Annotated in this window: 14 protein-coding genes; 8 read left to right on the top strand and 6 right to left on the bottom strand. The window is 34.5% G+C overall.

Annotated features, from left to right (window positions below):
• Window positions 1–89 precede the first annotated feature (89 nt).
• The 4 genes from ubiE to DNU06_RS05340 form a co-directional block, all read right to left on the bottom strand.
• Window positions 90–821 carry a bifunctional demethylmenaquinone methyltransferase/2-methoxy-6-polyprenyl-1,4-benzoquinol methylase UbiE gene (ubiE, locus tag DNU06_RS05355; protein WP_111062198.1) on the bottom strand — a complete coding sequence of 244 codons (732 nt, stop codon included), beginning with the start codon at window positions 819–821 and terminating at the stop codon, window positions 90–92.
• Window positions 822–828: 7 nt separating this feature from the next.
• Window positions 829–1,821 (bottom strand): bifunctional heptose 7-phosphate kinase/heptose 1-phosphate adenyltransferase, encoded by a 993-nt coding sequence (locus tag DNU06_RS05350; RefSeq protein WP_111062197.1) that lies wholly within the window; start codon window positions 1,819–1,821, stop codon window positions 829–831.
• A gap of 5 nt (window positions 1,822–1,826) precedes the next feature.
• Window positions 1,827–3,014 carry a pyridoxal phosphate-dependent aminotransferase gene (locus tag DNU06_RS05345; RefSeq protein WP_111062196.1) on the bottom strand — a complete coding sequence of 396 codons (1,188 nt, stop codon included), beginning with the start codon at window positions 3,012–3,014 and terminating at the stop codon, window positions 1,827–1,829.
• A gap of 76 nt (window positions 3,015–3,090) precedes the next feature.
• The gene (locus DNU06_RS05340) at window positions 3,091–4,587 is read right to left on the bottom strand and encodes a dihydrolipoyl dehydrogenase family protein (RefSeq protein WP_111062195.1); all 1,497 of its coding nucleotides are present in this window, start codon (window positions 4,585–4,587) and stop codon (window positions 3,091–3,093) included.
• Between the two features lie 80 nt (window positions 4,588–4,667).
• Between DNU06_RS05340 and DNU06_RS05335 the strand changes: the two genes are divergently transcribed.
• Together DNU06_RS05335 and DNU06_RS05330 are read left to right on the top strand one after the other, a co-directional pair.
• Window positions 4,668–5,153 carry a YkgJ family cysteine cluster protein gene (locus tag DNU06_RS05335; protein ID WP_111062194.1) on the top strand — a complete coding sequence of 162 codons (486 nt, stop codon included), beginning with the start codon at window positions 4,668–4,670 and terminating at the stop codon, window positions 5,151–5,153.
• Window positions 5,154–5,274: 121 nt separating this feature from the next.
• Window positions 5,275–5,850 carry a SiaB family protein kinase gene (locus tag DNU06_RS05330; RefSeq protein WP_111062193.1) on the top strand — a complete coding sequence of 192 codons (576 nt, stop codon included), beginning with the start codon at window positions 5,275–5,277 and terminating at the stop codon, window positions 5,848–5,850.
• Here the strand turns inward: DNU06_RS05330 and bshA are convergent.
• Window positions 5,847–6,992 carry an N-acetyl-alpha-D-glucosaminyl L-malate synthase BshA gene (bshA, locus tag DNU06_RS05325; protein ID WP_111062192.1) on the bottom strand — a complete coding sequence of 382 codons (1,146 nt, stop codon included), beginning with the start codon at window positions 6,990–6,992 and terminating at the stop codon, window positions 5,847–5,849. The two genes, DNU06_RS05330 and bshA, sit on opposite strands and share 4 nt — an antisense overlap.
• A gap of 90 nt (window positions 6,993–7,082) precedes the next feature.
• Window positions 7,083–10,052 (bottom strand): glycoside hydrolase family 3 N-terminal domain-containing protein, encoded by a 2,970-nt coding sequence (locus tag DNU06_RS05320; RefSeq protein WP_111062191.1) that lies wholly within the window; start codon window positions 10,050–10,052, stop codon window positions 7,083–7,085.
• A gap of 275 nt (window positions 10,053–10,327) precedes the next feature.
• On the opposite strand from DNU06_RS05320, the gene DNU06_RS05315 reads away from it, so the two are divergent.
• The 6 genes from DNU06_RS05315 to rfbA all read left to right on the top strand — a co-directional run bounded on the left by DNU06_RS05315 (window position 10,328) and on the right by rfbA (window position 16,226).
• Complete coding sequence (locus DNU06_RS05315) at window positions 10,328–10,651, top strand: hypothetical protein (protein ID WP_111062190.1); 324 nt, start codon at window positions 10,328–10,330, stop codon at window positions 10,649–10,651.
• A complete protein-coding gene (mutL, locus tag DNU06_RS05310; RefSeq protein ID WP_111062189.1) occupies window positions 10,652–12,514 on the top strand; it encodes a DNA mismatch repair endonuclease MutL in 1,863 nt (620 codons plus the stop codon).
• 2 nt (window positions 12,515–12,516) lie between these two features.
• Complete coding sequence (locus tag DNU06_RS05305) at window positions 12,517–13,254, top strand: rhomboid family intramembrane serine protease (protein WP_111062188.1); 738 nt, start codon at window positions 12,517–12,519, stop codon at window positions 13,252–13,254.
• A gap of 12 nt (window positions 13,255–13,266) precedes the next feature.
• Window positions 13,267–14,166: a rhomboid family protein gene (locus DNU06_RS05300; protein WP_111062187.1), complete on the top strand. Its 900-nt coding sequence runs from the start codon at window positions 13,267–13,269 to the stop codon at window positions 14,164–14,166.
• A 208-nt stretch (window positions 14,167–14,374) separates the two neighbouring features.
• Window positions 14,375–15,265, top strand: coding sequence for an endonuclease/exonuclease/phosphatase family protein (locus DNU06_RS05295; RefSeq protein ID WP_158526821.1), 891 nt, complete (start codon window positions 14,375–14,377; stop codon window positions 15,263–15,265).
• Between the two features lie 79 nt (window positions 15,266–15,344).
• The gene (gene rfbA / locus DNU06_RS05290) at window positions 15,345–16,226 is read left to right on the top strand and encodes a glucose-1-phosphate thymidylyltransferase RfbA (protein ID WP_111062185.1); all 882 of its coding nucleotides are present in this window, start codon (window positions 15,345–15,347) and stop codon (window positions 16,224–16,226) included.
• Window position 16,227 lies beyond the last annotated feature (1 nt).

The raw sequence follows: 16,227 nt of genomic DNA, 5'->3' as shown, positions 1-16,227 counted from the left end.
AATTAAATTCTTTGACTACAAAAGTACGCCGATTTAGCGCATAATCCAATACAGAATTAATTATTTGTTAACAGTAGAAAGTGATTAATCTATGCTTTTTCTCCCCAGTAAATAGTTGCGATTCCACCAGCAACTATTTTAGCTTGACAATTCTGATAGCCACATGCTTTCATAATTTTTAAAAAATCATCTCCTTCTGGGAAGGCTTGAATGGATTCTGGTAGATAATCGTATGCTGCACTGTCTTTTGAAATAGTTCGACCAATTTTTGGAATGATATACTTTGAATGAAAAGCATAATATTGCTTAATGGGGAATTTTTTAGGTTTTGAAAATTCTAATATTACACCTCTACCTTTAGGTTTTAAAACCCGTAACATTTCAGTTAATCCTTTACTTAGATTTTCAAAATTTCTAACCCCAAATGCCACCGTGTAGCCGTCAAAAGTCTGGTCTTCAAAACGTAAATTTTCTGAATCTCCCAACTCTAACTGGATAATATGGGCGACTTTTTTCTTTTTCATTTTTGCAATCCCCACATCCAACATGCCTTTGGATATATCGACACCTACAATTTTTTCAGGATTTAATTTTAATGCTTCTATGGCAAAATCTCCAGTACCAGTTGCGATATCTAAAATGACTTTAGGTTTGTTCTCTCCTAATATTTTAATCGCCTTTTTACGCCAAATTTTATCAATTCCTAAGGATAGAAAATGATTTAAAAAGTCGTATTTTTTTGAAATATTGTTAAACATTTCTGCAACTTCTTCCTTTTTAGAACTAGCTTCTTTATTGTATGGCTTGACTACTTTTGACATGTGGAAATTAATTGATGGTTTTGATGGCTTCGTTTAATAATTGTTCTTTGTCGACTGAAATTACCCCTACTTTTTCGCAAACTAACCCACCTGCTAAATTGGCGATTTCTGCAGTGTGGTAAGGTTCTAGACCACTAATAATACATAGGGTTGCGACTGAAATTACGGTGTCTCCTGCGCCAGAAACATCTGCAATATTTCTTAAGTGTGCTGGAATAAAATAATCTTTTTCTTTGTACTTCATATAAACCCCATTTTCAGATAAGGTAATAAAGGTATATTGGCAGTTCAATTGCTGGTTTAAATTTTCAACAGCTGCTAAAAATAAATCTTTTTCTTGTGGGTATTTAAAGTCTGTCAATAAACCACTTTTAAGTTCTTTTAAATTGGGCTTAAAAAGGGTGACATTTTTATAGGCCAAAAAATTCTTCAACTTCGGATCTACACTGGTCACAATGTCGTGTTCATTGGCAAATGCAATCACTTGCTCAATTAATGGTGTAGTTAATATCCCCTTGTTGTAATCTTCAAAAATAATGGCATCTATTCCTTCGGATTTTACAATTTCTTTTATTTTCTCTACCAAATTATAAGTCATCACGGAATTAATATCGTCCGTTTGCTCTTGGTCAATTCTTAATAATTGTTGGTTGTTGCCTATGATTCTCGTTTTAACAGAAGTAATACGTTCGTCAGAATATAAAATACCTTTGTTGGAAAGATTTTTTTCGGTCATTAACTTTTCAAATAAGGCACCGCTTTCGTCGTTGCCAATAAATGAACAGATATAAGGTGTTGCGCCTAATGCTTTAATGTTCAGTGCTACATTTGCAGCGCCGCCCAAATGATAAGTTCTGGAATCAAAATTTACAACTGGTACAGGCGCCTCCGGGGAAATTCGATTCACTTTACCATGAATATAAGTGTCGACCATTACATCACCAAGGACAATGATTTTTTTTGCAGAAAAGTTTTTAAAAGCTCTTTTTATTTCATTCATGTAACTTAATTTTCTAAGGTTACACGAATTCTATCTATGGCCTCTCTTAAAGTTGCTTCGTCACTAGCATAAGATAATCTTACGCAATTATCGTCTCCAAATGCTTGTCCTGTCACTACTGCAACATGTGCTTTATCTAACAGAAATAATGACAGATCATTTGCGTCTTTTATTAAATGTCCCTGAATGGTTTTTCCAAAATAGTAAGAAACGTCTATAAAAAAGTAAAATGCACCTTCAGGCAGGTTGACTTTAATGTTGGGTATTGTTTTCAATAAATCAAATACAATTAATCTTCGCGCATTAAAAGCATCTATCATGTATTGAATTTGAGATGGGTCTGCTTCTAAAGCTGCAATTGCAGCTCTTTGCGCAATAGAACAAGTAGCGGAAGTATATTGTCCTTGTAATTTGGTCGCTGCTGCTGCTATTTCCACAGGTGCGCCAATATATCCTAATCTATAACCAGTCATGGCAAATGCTTTAGATAAGCCATTTACTGTAATAGTACGATCATATACTTCAGGGAATTGTGCAAAACTTTCATGTTTTCTTACAAAATTGATGTGTTCATAAATCTCGTCCGACATCACATAAAAGTTCGGTGTCGCTGCAACAACTTTTGCAATAGCTTGTAGTTCTTCTTTTGTATAAGATGCACCAGTAGGATTACAAGGGTTACTAAAAATCATCATTTTAGTTTTTGGTGTAATCGCAGCTTTAATTTGATCAGCCGTAACTTTAAAGTCGTTCTCAAAGGTAGCTTTTACCACTACAGGAATACCACCTGCCATTTTAACTTGCTCGAAGTAGGTTACCCAATACGGGGCAGGTACAATTACTTCATCACCTGGATTTATCATGGCTAATAAAACGTTGATTAAGCTTTGTTTCGCTCCAGTGGATACCACAATTTGATTCGGCGCGTAGGTTAAGCCATTGTCTCTTTTAAATTTTAAAGCAACTGCTTCTCTTAAATCTAAGTACCCAGGTACAGGAGTATATTTAGAAAAATTATCATCTATGGCTTTTTTTGCTGCTTCTTTGATGAAATCAGGCACCATAAAATCAGGTTCTCCTAAACTCAAGGATATTATATCAATACCTTGCTCTTTCAATGTTCTGCTTTTTTGAGCCATGGCTATAGTAGCAGATTCCTCTAATTCATTTACGCGATTGGATAACACAGTCATAAAATTTAAGTTATACACAAAGGTAATGATATCCAAAGAAAAGCACTTGGGCCTTGCCGCTTTTTTTAGAAATATTTTACAATCTTTGAAGCTCGGTTTTTACACCGTCGACTAAGCTGTAGCAAGCAAGTTTATCTTGAAAAACAGAGGCTTTGAATAAAGATTTATTCAATAGCATTCTTACACATTCTTGCACACCTTCTACAATAGAAGGATGTGGATGCACTAATTCTGCAATTGTTTCAATTCCTTTTCCCGATTTTATTTGTAAAGCGACGCCTTGTATTGCAGATGAAGCATGTTCTCCAACAGCACGCATGCCTAGAATTTGCATTTTATCATCATTGGTGACAATGATTTTAAAGAATCCTTGGGTTTTTCGCATGGCAATAGCTCTTGCAATGGTTGAATAATCGAGTTTAACGACTTTGATGGGGATGTTTTGTTCAATGCACATTTGTTCATTTAAACCAACTGCTGCCACCTCAGGTTGTAAAAACATGATGGTACAGACGTTGTCGTAGGACAAGCGTTCTTTTTTATCATCAAACATTTTTTCTACCGCATGTCTCGCTTCAATCTCTCCCATGTTTACTAAAGCAATCCTTCCAGATGCATCTCCAACCGCATATATGTTTGGAATATTGGTCTGGGTATCGTCATCCCCAATATTTCTGCCGTTTGGACCTCTTTTAATGCCTAATTCTTCTAATCCTATATTGTCTATGTTAGATATTCTTCCTACAGAAAGTAAGGCTTTTTCTACCCTTATCACTTCTTTATTGCCATCTTCATAAAGTAATTCATACTCCACTTGTCCGTCAATTATTTCTAGACGATTTAATTGGGCTTTATGGTGAATAGTCACGCCATTATCTTCTAGGTTATTTGAAACCATAGTAGATATGTCTAAATCTTCAAAGGGTAAAATACGATCTGCACGATCAATTAAATATACTTTTGTTTTGCCAAAGTTGGAGAAAATAGTCGCATATTCACAACCAATTACACCAGCACCAACAATTACCATGCTTTTAGGAAAGTCGGTAATATTATCAATACCGTCTGATGTTAATATGGTAACTTCATCCACTTCCATATTTGGTAAGGTACGCGGCGAACTCCCTGTTGCTATAATGATGTTTTCTGCAGATATGATTTTGATCGCACCATCATTTTTGGTGATTTCAATTTCGTGATTACTAATTAATTTACCAGCTCCTCTTTCGTAAAAGAATAAATCTCCTCGGTTTTTTTTAAGTAATTTAAGGTGACAAGAATATTGAAATTTCCTTTCAAATACAGCTTCTTCTAAATTTTTCTTGACATCATTCCAAGATAATTCAAATTTATCACGACCACTAGCTGCAATCATTTCGTTTACATTTCGAACCCTTTGGGATAATTCCCATAGTGTCTTAGAACTCAAAGCACCATGGTAAATACCGGCACCTCCAATTCTTGATTTCTCAATCAAGCAAACTTTTTTTCCAAAATCTATGGTACGCATAGCAGCAGCGTACCCTGCAGGACCACCACCTAAAACAATTAAATCAAATTCGTAACTACTCATTTATTAATAATATTAATCGAATATAAGTATTTATTTAATATCCATTAGCTTTGTAAGCTGAATTTAGGTTTAAACTAAGCATGAAAAAAGAATTAAATAACATATTATTCAACTTTAACAATGATACAAAAAATAAGAAACAAGTTTTAAAAACTATCTATTCTTTTAAGAAAAATAATATGGATGATGTTTTTCATGATGCACATGAAAAAGTATTTAAAAAAATAGATTGTCTAGATTGTGCGAATTGTTGTAAAACCACTAGTCCTATTTTTAGAGATACTGATATTAAACGATTGGCCAAGTATTTGAGGATGAAATCAAGCGCTTTTATTGCATCTTATTTAAGGGTGGATGAAGATCAGGATTATGTGCTGAAGTCTTCTCCCTGTACTTTTTTAAACGAAGATAATACTTGTAGTGTCTACGATTACCGTCCTTTGGCATGTAAAGGTTATCCACATACCGATCGTAAAAATATGTACCAATTAAAAGAGTTGATTAATAAGAATACAGAGATATGTCCAGCAGTGTGTGAAATCGTTTCTATGGTCGCAAAAAAATAAGGATTCCAACCTTTTTAACTTTATTTACGTTTTAATGTGAATAAAAAGGTGTTTTTTTTCGTTCTTTTATCGAACAGAAACTTTAATTTCATAATCTAAAGGAAAAATAAGCGTAATACAAATGACAGGAGGAGTAAATATTATTGATAAATGTAATGCTAGATTTCAAGAAATCTTTACTTCGTTTAATAAGTCTTCTGATGGAAAAATAACCGTTTCTCATTTTGGCGAATTTTCGCAAGATTTGGTCAACTCTTTGACTATTTCTATTGAAAATGCCATGTATGATTCTGGGGATAAAAAAGGAGTTGTAAAACGCATGTTTTCTGTTTTAATTGAAGGATTGCAAAATATTCGTATTCATGGAGAAAGAGATGAGTATGGAACGCAAGTGTCTTTTTTGGTGATTCACCAAAATACAGATGCTTATAAAATTTGCTTTGGAAACTTGGTAAAAAAAGAAAAAATAAAGAAAATAGAAGAAATTCTGTCTTTTTTAAATTCAGAAGATCAGGTAGTAGTCAAGCAGCGATACATGGAGGTGCTTTCTTTAGGAGAGATATCTAGTAAAGGTGGTGCTGGTCTTGGTTTTATCACCATGGCTTTAAAAACAAAACAACCCATTTCTTATCATGCCTTACCTGTTTCCGACGAATTGGCTTGTTTATCTATTGAATTGTCTTTACCCCGAGTTTAAGCTTTTATGACATTTGCTGCATGGGTAAGCTTATAATAAAGAGCTTCGTATTGCGGTAAAATCGCTTCAATACTAAAATTCAATGAATGCGCATAGGCTTGTTTTTTAAACCTTGCTAAGGTTGCGGGGTCCTTCAGGATCGAAATCCCCTTTTTTGCCATGTCGTCAATGTCGCCTACGTCACTTAAATAACCTGAATAGCCGTCTTTATTTACTTCTGGAAGTCCACCTGAATTTGTGGAGATAACAGGTACGGAACTCGCTAGCGCTTCGAGTGCGGATAAACCAAAACTTTCTGTTTGAGAAGGCAGTAAAAATAAGTCAGTGTGACAAAGTACTTCGGATACGTTTTGAATTTTCCCAACCATTTTTACATCATTGCAAATTCCCAATTCCCTACAAAGTTGTTCTAGATACATTCTTTCTGGACCGTCGCCAACTAATAATAGTTTTGCAGGAATTTTTTCACTTATTTTTTTAAATATGCGCAATACATCTTGCACCCTTTTTACTTTTCTGAAATTTGAAATGTGTGTAATGGTTGCTTCTCCATTAGGCGCAAACTCGCTTCTTAAACATTTCTTGTCAGAAGATCGTTCATAGTTGGAGTGTCGTATAAAGTTTGGTATTACTTGAATGTCGTTTGTAATATCAAAGTGGTTTAAGGTGTCTTGTTTTAGACTTTCTGAAACTACTGTAACTGCATTGGAATTATTAATACTAAAGGTAATTACAGGTTCAAATGAAGGGTCTTTACCTACTAAAGTGATGTCTGTACCATGTAGGGTGGTGATAAATGGGATTTCAATGGATTTTGACCTTAATATTTGCTGCGCAAAATAAGCTGCCGAAGCATGCGGAATGGCGTAGTGTACATGTAAAATGTCTAGATTTTCATGTATGGTTACATCTACTAGTTTACTGGTTAGTGCCAGTTCGTAGGGTTGATAATCAAATAATGGGTAGTCAAATATTGCTACCTCATGGTAAAATATATTCGCTTGGTATAAATCTAGTCGTACGGGTTGAGCGTAGGTAATAAAGTGAACTTCATGCCCTTTTTTTGCTAATTCTTTTCCTAATTCTGTAGCCACAATGCCACTTCCTCCGTAAGTCGGGTAAAGTACAATTCCTATTTTCATATCTAAGTGTAAAAATACACTGGAATTTTATGGGGATAAGTTTATTTTAACTTTTTTTTTGAATTTTTATTTTCACAGCTTATACTTCTATTACTTTACCGCGTTGTAAATAGCGTCTTGTATATCCGTTCTAATATTTTGTTTTGTAATTAACCAATTGTTGGCATTTGGATATACTCGATTGGATAGAAAAACGTAAACAATCTCATTTTCTGGGTCTGCCCATGTTATTGTGCCTGTAAATCCCGAATGTCCAAAACTGGACAAGGAAACTTGATTACAAGTAGGACCACCTTCTAAGGAGCGGACTGGTTTATCAAAACCAGCACCCCTTCTATTATTTGGGCAGAATTGACATTTGGTGAAGTCGGCAATTACTTCCTTGGATAAAATTTGTTCTCCGCCATATTCTCCATCATTAATTAAAGTGTACATGAGTATGCCTAAGTCAAGGGCATTAGAAAATAAGCCGGCGTGACCACCTGCACCGCCTATCATGGCAGCGCCAGGATCGTGTACATTTCCCCAAATCAAATTATGTCTAAATATAGTGTCATTCTCTGTCGGCGTAATTTCTCGCTTATTGAATTTTTCTAATGGGTGATAGGTGATGCGGTTTAATCCCATTGGTTTATAAAAAACAGAATCAACATAATGGGCCAAGGTGGTATTACTTTGTTTTTCGATTATTTCTTTTAGAAAATAATAACCAATATCGGAATATTTGTAGCGCTTTTTTCTTAATGAAGTCCCCGTTATTCTAGCAAAAATAGAGTCACGGTAAGCCGAAGTGATGAATAGATTTTCGTCGACTTTAACATTGAAAGTGGTTGTTTTTGTTTTACTGTAATATTGTGGATCTGGATAACCATCTTTTAAGGTACGATAATAAAAAGGTATCCAAGAAACAAAGCCTGCTTGATGGGCTAACATTTCTCTTAAAACTGTTGATTGATAAGGAGTCTTGTCAACGATTTCGGGTAAATAATCTCCAAGTGTTTTATCTATATCTATTTTCCCTTCTCCAGTAAGTTTTATTAAAGAATAGGTAGTTGCAGCAATTTTGGTAATAGAAGCTAAATCATAAAGGTCGCTGTTTTTAACCTTGTCTTTCTTCTTGTAGGTGTGGTATCCAAAAGACTTGTTGTAAAAAACATTTCCTTTTTTAATTGCCAATACTTGGCAGCCAGGATAGGCACCTAGCTGTATACCGCGCATGGCTAAAGCATCAATGGCGCGAATTTGATCTGCTCTTACACCCATTTCTTCTGGTGTACCAAAGTGGAGTCTAGTTGCTTTTTGATAACTTAAACCATCTCCAGCAATAAATTCGGGACTACAGGTAATGGGTAGTTTACCTTTTGGAACAATGCCGCCAAAAATAAGTTCGCCAGCAGACTTTTTTGTAAACGCATTGTCTTGGTAGGCTACTACAATTGCTTTGGTATTAATTTGCGATTTAAAACTCTTTAATACATATGGGTTACCAAATATGACCGAAATTACAGATTTTCTAGCGGCTAATTTATTGTGGATGTCTATGGCTTGTAAGGTAATTCCAAAGTTTCTTTTTGGGTTATTATTTGTACGGTGAAAACCAATAATTATTTGGTCGTAGTTTTTTAATTTTTCCATTAACTTTTCTTCTTCAATTCGAGAAAGGGAGCGAGGTATTTTAATTTCAGGAACCGAATAATAATTATTCATGGATTGGTAGAATTCATTTTTTCCAGTACCACCAATGTTTAAATACACCATGCTTAAAGTGTCCAGTCTTTTTAAGGGTAAGATATTGTTTTGATTTTTTATCAATGTGATGGACTCATCTGCTAATTTACTATTTAATGCTTCGTTTTTACTAGGATTCAAGTTGGTAATTAAATTTTCTGTTTTTATTTTACGGTAATTATCTAATCCAGCCCAAGCTTTCGCTTTTAATATTTTTAGACAAGAAGCATCAATGTCACTTTGCTTAATCTCACCTTTTAAAATAGAAGCTTGAATGGCTTTTATCGCGATAGGCACATCTGCAGGAAATAGTAAGACATCATTACCAGCTAAAATAGCTTTAACATCTACTTCTCCTGGTTGGTAGTATTTAGCTACGCCATTCATGTTTAAAGCATCCGTAAAAATTAAGCCTTTAAATCCTAAACTGTCTTTTAATAGGCCGTTTACTATTTTTGGCGACAAGGTGGAGGCTTGGTTTGGGGTGTTGTCATAGGCTGGGATGTACAAGTGAGCGACCATCATACTTGCTAAGCCTGCATTAATTAATTGCTTAAAAGGATATAATTCTAAACTGTCTAAACGGTGAATATCATGTGAGATTATGGGTAGCGCTTTATGAGAGTCGGTATCTGTATCTCCATGACCGGGAAAATGTTTTCCACAAGCCAAGACATTGTTGTCTTGTAAGCCATGCATATAGGCTAATCCTAATTTAGTAACGTTTTCTTTTTGCTCTCCAAAAGACCGATTGTTAATAACAGGGTTGTTTGCGTTATTGTTAATGTCGATAACGGGTGCAAAATTTACGTGGATTCCTAAAGCGCGGCACTGTTCACCAATTTGTTTGCCCATTTCATAGATTAATTTATCATTTTGAATCGCACCTAACATCATTTGTCTGGGGTATACAGTCGTTGAATCTAGTCGCATGGAAACGCCCCATTCGCCATCAATCCCGACCATTAAAGGCGTTTTGGCAAGACCTTGATAAGTGTTGGTTAGATTTGCTTGAGCGGTAGGGGTACCTTTAAAAAAAATTAAGCCACCTATTTTGTATTTGTCGACTAAGTTTTTAATTTCATTTTCATGGGAAACGCCCTTGTTGGAATAAGCAGCTACCATAAATAGTTGGGCAATTCTTTCCTCTTCTCCTAAGGAAGCAAAAACCGAATCGGCCCATTTATTGGGGTTTGTTATAAAAGCAGGGTCAGTATTTATCGTGTTACTTAGTCGGTTTTCCGATTGTTGGTTTGTTTTTGCAAAAGCCATAAAGCTTAATCCGATAAGAAGGAATAGTGATATTTTATAATTGGCTTTTAAGAAGGTCATTTGAATTGAATTTAGAATTTACAAAGTTATAATAGCCTGTTGCATAAATCCTGCCATTTTAAAAAAACTTGTACACAATTTCCGGTTTAATTCTTTGTGGTTTTCGATAAGGCTATTTGTTGAATTTGGCCCTTTAAGGTGGGAATGGTGAAGGGATTATGGGACAGTTTTAAAGAAGAAGTTCAGAAAGTTAAATACTAACATTTTTTAACAGGGTTTAGATTTTTTATTTAAGCACAATTAAATTATCTTTGTCTTTAAATCCGAACTGTTATATGAACTGGAATAAAATGTCTTTATTTAAAATGCCTAGTCGGACAAGAGAATTTAATTTTCACCCGAGGTATTATGATGAGCGTAAACAACGCTTGCAAAAAAAGATAGATTTGTATAAAGGTGAAAATAAAACAGAAGATAGAATTCGGGCCATTAAGTTTCAAAGTGATTTACAAGATAATTGGGGTAAAAGTCATTATAAATCGCAATCCTTTAAATCGAACATAAGACTAATCATTATTTTGGTCTTAATTTTGGCTGTGTTTTATTACATTTTTATCGGACTTGACAATGTCGGGACCCTCTTAGAATCATCAAAATAAATGTCGGATTTAATTAAATTATTACCCAATCACATAGCCAATCAAATAGCGGCTGGTGAGGTTGTTCAACGACCAGCATCTGCAGTAAAGGAATTGATTGAAAATTCAATTGATGCTGGAGCGACTGCTATTGACTTAATTGTAAAAGATGGGGGTAAAACCTTAATTCAAGTGATTGACAATGGTTGCGGTATGTCGGAAAATGATGCCCGAATGAGTTTTGAAAGACATGCAACTTCAAAAATCGCGACAGCAGATGATTTATTTCATTTACAAACCAAAGGATTTAGGGGGGAGGCATTGGCTTCAGTTGCTGCCATAGCGCATGTTGAGTTAAAGACCAAATTACATGCGGAAGAATTAGGAACTCAAATTTGTGTTGAGGGATCTAAGATTAAATCGCAAGAACCAGTACAAGCGAATAATGGTACGAGTATCAGTGTGAAAAATTTATTTTATAATATTCCTGCCAGAAGAAATTTTTTAGGTTCCAATATTACAGAGTATAAACATGTGTTGAATGAATTTTTAAGGGTCGCATTAGTGCACCCTGAAGTACATTTTACTTTTCATAATAATGGAGATGAAATTTATAATTTACCACCAGCAGGTTTAAGACAAAGAATTGTACATGCTTTTGGAAAGAATTATAATTCAAGATTGGTGCCTGTTCAAGAAACAACCGATATTTTTTCCGTAACAGGTTTTATTGTAAAACCTGAATTTGCCCGAAGCTCAAGAGATCAGATGTATTTATTTGTGAATAATCGATTTTTTAAAGACAAATACCTAAATCATGCGATACAGTCTGCTTTTGAAGGCATGATTTCTTCAAAAAAATACCCAGCATATTTTTTATACTTTACGGTGCCAACAACATCTATTGATGTAAATGTTCATCCAACAAAAACGGAAATAAAATTTGAAAATAATAAGGAAATTTATGCGATTCTCCGCTCTGCAGTCAAGCAAGCTATTGGACAGTATAATATTTCGCCAAGTATTGATTTTGATTTAGAACAAACTTTTGACACGCCTAGTCCAAAATTAGGGGAGATAGTAGCAGCGCCCACGGTAAAAGTGGATCCTAATTTTAATCCTTTTAATACTACCGCAAAACCGAGTAGTGGTGGCGGGAGTTCTTTTCAGGGTGGTCAAAATTCAGCGGTACAACCAAATCCTTCGGACTGGGAAAGTTATTACCATAATATAAAAAATACCTCAGAATCGGAATCCGAGGAAAGTCCGGTCTTGGAAAATATTTTAATCCCTTCAAAAATTGATAATGAATTTCAAAGCACGACAAAGGCGCCTTATCAAATTCATACTAAATACATTTTAACGACCATAAAGAATGGTTTTATTTTGATTGATCAATTTAGGGCACATGCTAGAATTTTATACAATCAATTATTGCAAGACTGGGAATCCTCAACCCGTAAAACCCAACAATTATTGTTTCCAGAAGAATTTGAAATTTCCGCTTCTGATTTTGTTTTTTTACATGAAATTAGTGAAGATTTAACGACAATCGGATTTGATTTTGAATGGGTGGATGGAAAAAAAATGTTGATCAAAGGAGCACCAGCAGAATTAAGCGGCTATAATTTAAAAGGTATTATCGAAGATATTGCAGCGGCTTATAAAAGCTCGGAGCAAAAAAATGACATCAGTATCACCGACTTGGTTTTAAAATCGATTGCCAGTTCTTCGGCCATCAAAGGCGGAACGAAATTAGGTTTAGAGCAAATGCAACATATTGTGGATGAGTTATTCGCATGTGAAAACTACTTGGTCTCCCCACACGGTAAGCCCGTAATGATCACTTATAATTTAGAAGATATTCAGAAAAAATTCAATTAATTATGTTTCAAAACTTATTTAGAAATATCCCAACAGTCACAAAGAATTTGTTAATCATTAATGTGATTTTTTTTATTGCCACTTTCTTGTTCCAATCCCGAGGAATTGATTTGAAAGAAATGTTGGGCATGCATTATCCTTCTTCTCCTTATTTTGAGCCATATCAAATTGTTACGCACTTTTTTATGCATGCTAATATCATGCATATCTTTTTTAATATGTTTGCCTTAGTGATTATAGGGAGTCAATTAGAAAGAGTTTGGGGAGAAAAAAGGTATTTGATTTTTTACTTGATTACTGCTTTAGGCGCCGCCTTTTTATATGGTGCAGTGCAGGCTTTTGAAATTTATAATTTAACAGGGGAACTTTTCCCAACTATAGATATTTTTAATGTCGAAATTGTTGGCAATAGTATACAATATAGAATTGAACCAAATTTACCAGGTTATGATGCGGTATCTAGGATTTATTTAGGTACTTCCTTAGGGGCTTCAGGAGCTATTTACGGTTTGTTAACCGCATTCGCAATGCTTTTTCCGAATACCGAATTTATGTTATTGTTTCCGCCAATTCCGATTAAAGCGAAGTGGATGGCGATTGGACTTGGTGCAATTGCTTTATATAGTGGATTTCAAAATAATCCGGGTGACAGTGTTGCCCATTTCGCCCATTTAGGCGGTATGCTATTTGGTTTTATTTTGGTCAAAATATGGCAAAAGAAGACTGATTCATTTTATTAAGCATTCGAAGATATGAATTTGGTAGAACGAATAAAGTATGAATTTAAGCATGGCGGAAGTTTAAAAACGTTGATTATTATCAATGTATTGGCTTTTTTGTTCTTAAAGCTTATTTATATATTTTCTGAATTATTTAATGCACCTGTATTTTATAAATGGGTAGGCAATACTTTATCCATGCCGGGAGAGCTGTCTGGCTTGCTTTTTCAACCTTGGTCAATGGTGACCAGTTTGTTTATGCATGCAGATATTTTTCATTTGTTGTTTAATATGATAATGCTCTATTATGTCGGTAATATATTTTTGACTTTTTTTTCTCAAAAAAAACTGGTCTTAACGTATATATTAGGTGGTATAGCAGGTAATTTACTGCACACTTTGTCTTATGATATATTTCCTTTTTACATGCATATCAGTCCAATGGGGGTTATTGGTGCTTCTGGTGCTGTGTATGCTTTTTTTGGTGCAATTTTGTATTATAGGCCTACCTTAAATGTCCAATTAATATTTGGTATTAATATTCCTTTTTGGTTATTGGCCCTGTTCTTTTTAATTGGCGATTTTACAGCATTGACTAAACCAGATGGCGTGGCGCATTTTGCGCACATTGGGGGGGCTTTGTTTGGGGTAATTTCTATGTTAAAAGTTGAAGAGCGATCACAATTTATGAATCGCTTGGAACGTTGGTTTTATGGAATTCAATGGCGTAATATTTTTAAGTCAAAACCTAAAATGAAAGTCTACAAAAATAAAGACTATCGCAAAATGAATGACGACCAATATCGAGATTCTAAAAAAGAGCAACAAGATAAAATTAATGCCATTTTAGATAAAGTTTCTAAAGGTGGATACGATAGTATTTCGAAGGCTGAAAAAGAGTTTCTATTCAAGTTTAGTAATGAAAAAAAGTAAAACCAAAGCGAAGACGGGACTTGGTTTGAAGTTTTTGTTTTTCCTGAATATACTGCTCGCATGTTGCATGGTCGGGGCTTATCTAGCGACACATTTCTCCCCGAACAGCATTCCCTATTTGTATTATTTAGGCTTGGGCTATCCAGTGTTGTTAATCTTGTTACTTTTATTTACCTTCTTTTGGATTTGGTATAAAAGAAAATATGTTTTGTTTAATATAATCATCATTGGGCTAGGATGGAACCATCTCCATAATTTTTATCCAGTAAATATGTTTTCACCAGCCATCAATTCTAGGTCGGTAAAGGTACTGTCCTATAATGTTCGAATTTTTAATTTATATGATAAAGCAAATAGGTTTAAAAGTAGGGATGGTATTTTTAATTTTTTAAAAAAAGAGGAAGCTGATATCTTATGCTTTCAAGAGTTTTATCACCAAGAAAATGGTTCTGATTTTGTGACTAGAGATTCTTTGGTTAAATTATTAGCTTTAGATTATTATCAGGAAAGATATACCCATAAATTATTGGATGAGCAATATTTTGGAGTCGCTACTTTTTCAAAATATCCCATTATTAATAAAGGAGAAATAAGTTTTGATAATGACCTGAATAATTTTTGTATCTATTCTGACATTGTAAAAGATAGAGATACGCTTCGGGTATTTAATGGGCACATAGGTTCTATCCGTTTTCAAGACAAAGATTATGCATTTTTTGGGGACAATGAAGCAGGTAAATTGTACCAAAGAGGACCAAAAGAACAAAAAATATTACAAAGATTAAGAGTTGCCTATGAGAAACGCGCCTTGCAAATTGAAAAAATAATGGTAGGGGTTGTTGCTTCCCCATATCCAGTTATTTTTTGCAGTGATTTGAATGATACTCCCGTTTCATATGCTTACCAAAAGGTTAGAAAACAGTTAGATGATTCCTTTGTGGATGTGGGTACTGGTGTCGGTACTACCTATATTGGAAAAATACCTTCTAACAGAATTGATTACATTTTTCATGACCCAAAACTTCAAGCGGTTGATTTTGTAACACATGATATTCATTTTTCTGACCATAAACCAATTTCTGTTGAAATTAATCTTTGAATTTGAAATGGTTTATCATGGATAAACGTTAAAAAATTCCCACCTTTGTGTGCGTCAACAAATTATTAATATTGGACATATGAAAGGAATCATTTTAGCTGGAGGATCGGGTACACGTTTGTATCCATTAACGCAATCGGTTTCTAAACAAATTTTGCCCATTTATGATAAGCCAATGATTTATTATCCATTGTCGGTATTGTTATTGGCAAATATCAAAGATATATTGATCATTTCAACCCCAAGAGACATTGGCGTTTTTGAAGAATTATTTGGAAATGGCAACCATTTGGGCATTTCTATTTCTTATCAAGTGCAACCTTCTCCAGATGGTTTAGCACAAGCTTTTATTTTAGGCGAAGATTTTATTGGAGACGATTCCGTTTGCCTGGTTTTAGGAGACAACATCTTTTATGGCTACGGGTTACCAAAAATTTTAGAAAAGGCAGCGAAAATGGACCAAGGAGCAACCGTTTTTGGGTATTATGTAAATGATCCGGAAAGATATGGCGTGGTAGAATTTGATGCGGATAGAAAGGTCGTTGGGTTAGAAGAAAAACCAACTATTCCAAAATCAAATTACGCGGTTACTGGACTTTATTTTTACGACAATACAGTCGTAGCAAAAGCCAAGACTTTAAAACCATCTAAAAGGGGTGAGCTAGAAATTACCGACTTAAATAAATGCTATTTGGCTGAAGGAACCTTAAATACAGAATTGTTGGGTAGGGGAATGGCTTGGTTAGATACAGGGACTCATGAATCACTTATTCAAGCATCTAATTTTATTGCCTCTATTGAGCAACGTCAAGGATTAAAGGTCGCCTGTTTAGAAGAAATAGTGTATCGAAAAGGGTACATTAGTGATGCCGCCTTGAGAAAACTAGCAGAACCTTTACAAAAAAATCAATACGGCCAATACTTATTGCGTTTGCTCGATAAATCAAAACAATCATTTTAAT

The sequence above is a fragment of the Putridiphycobacter roseus genome (assembly GCF_003234935.1).
In the GTDB taxonomy this organism is placed as follows: Bacteria; Bacteroidota; Bacteroidia; order Flavobacteriales_D; family Crocinitomicaceae; genus Putridiphycobacter; species Putridiphycobacter roseus.
This window is presented reverse-complemented; position numbering and strand designations above follow the sequence as displayed.